The sequence below is a fragment of the Microcystis sp. M53603_WE2 genome (assembly GCF_030065435.1).
Map to the genome: position 1 here is coordinate 1 of NZ_JASJFF010000985.1, position 1,549 is coordinate 1,549.

The window sequence follows — 1,549 nt, forward strand, 5'->3', positions numbered from 1 at the left end:
CGGTAAAACCTTAGAAATTGATGTGTTAGTAACTAATGAAAATCATGTGCTAGTAGTGGAAGTCAAAAGTAGTTTAAGTGTAGATGATGTCAAAGAATTAATCAAGAATCTAACCGAATTTAGGCAATTTTTCCCAGAATATAACCACAAACAATTATATGGGGCAGTAGCCGGCATTGAAATCGAAGAAGGAGCGGATAAATATGCTTATCGTCAAGGTTTATTTGTCTTGGCACAAAGGGGTGAAAATGTAGCGATTCTTAACGATACTGAGTTTCAACCGAAAACGTGGTATAATATTTAAGCTTGTCTTTGGGAAAGTCCAGTGCAATTCTGGTACTGTGCCGCAGCTGTAATCAAGTAAAAAGTAAAAAGAGTACATCTTCCCTTTTTCCTTGCGAGTCAGAATGCCAATTACAAGTTTTTAATCGGTAGATAGACAAATAATTTTCTAACTACTTCTCTGCGTCGCATGGAGAACAAACAACGGTGAATTGGTTAGTTGAAGCAAATGCTTGTCCCGGTTTATTTTATGGAACTGCTGCCCAGGATGGGTTTTTAATTCGTCTCCGCACCCCCGGTGGATGGCTCAATTCTCCACAGGGAAAAGCGATCGCCACTTGGCTCGAACAATGGCAGACGACAATACAAGTTACCAATCGGGCAAATCTGCAAATTCGCGGACTGCAAAAATCCCCCAGTTTAGAAGAATTTCAAACCCTGCAAAAATTAGGGTTAGCTGCCCATAATCCCAGTATCGATCATCTGCGTAATATAATGTCTAGTCCCACGGCTGGAATTGACTGTCAAGAATCGATCGATACTCGTCCATTAGTCCAAGAATTAGATAATTTTATCCAAAATTATCCATCAATTGCCCAACTAAGTCCTAAATTTAGTATCGGCATCGATGGCGGTGGTGCAGTGGGAATTGGCACTGGTTCAACTATGGCCTGGCAACACCGCTATAACGAGATTCAGCTATCGGCAATTACCGTCAATAATCCGACAAATTTAACTTCTCTTGTTTGCTTTCGATTAGCCCTCGGAGGAGATAAACAATTCTATGACACGGACTTATTAATTGAGCCAGAAAACTGTTTAGCTGTGGTCAAAGCTCTAGTAAAGGTTTATGTCGATTATGTTCAACAAACCCCCAATATCAAGGGTAAAAAACCTCGGATGAAACACCTGCTCAAAGATTGGGGATTGGCCAAATATCTCGAACAAGTTAACTCCCAATTACATCGGACTTCTACCGGCATAATAAAAGGGCAAGAATACCAGCAGGCTGCCCATTCTACTCAACCCTATTTTCATCTAGGAATTCATCCTCAAAAGCAACCCGGATTGTCTTATATTGGTCTATCATTAAGATTAGGACAATTGACGGCTAATCAACTATGGGGATTAGCGGCACTATCAGAAACTTTTGGCAGTGGTCAGTTACGATTAACCCCTTGGCAGACTGTTATATTACCCGATATTCCCGATGAAAAAGTGTCAGAATTGTTGCCAAAACTGGCATCACTAGGATTATCCGCTTCTC

Annotated in this window: 1 protein-coding gene, 1 pseudogene and 1 riboswitch; the gene and the pseudogene both read left to right on the top strand. The window is 40.8% G+C overall.

Annotated elements, in window-relative coordinates:
• Positions 1 to 304 (top strand): annotated as a pseudogene (locus PX481_RS20825) (DUF3782 domain-containing protein); the annotation flags it as partial.
• Positions 275 to 433, top strand: a riboswitch (cobalamin riboswitch). (Overlaps the previous pseudogene by 30 nt.)
• A gap of 56 nt (positions 434 to 489) precedes the next feature.
• Positions 490 to 1,549 (top strand): precorrin-3B synthase (gene cobG / locus PX481_RS20830; protein WP_288095772.1); only part of this gene is annotated, 1,060 nt, incomplete at its 3' end.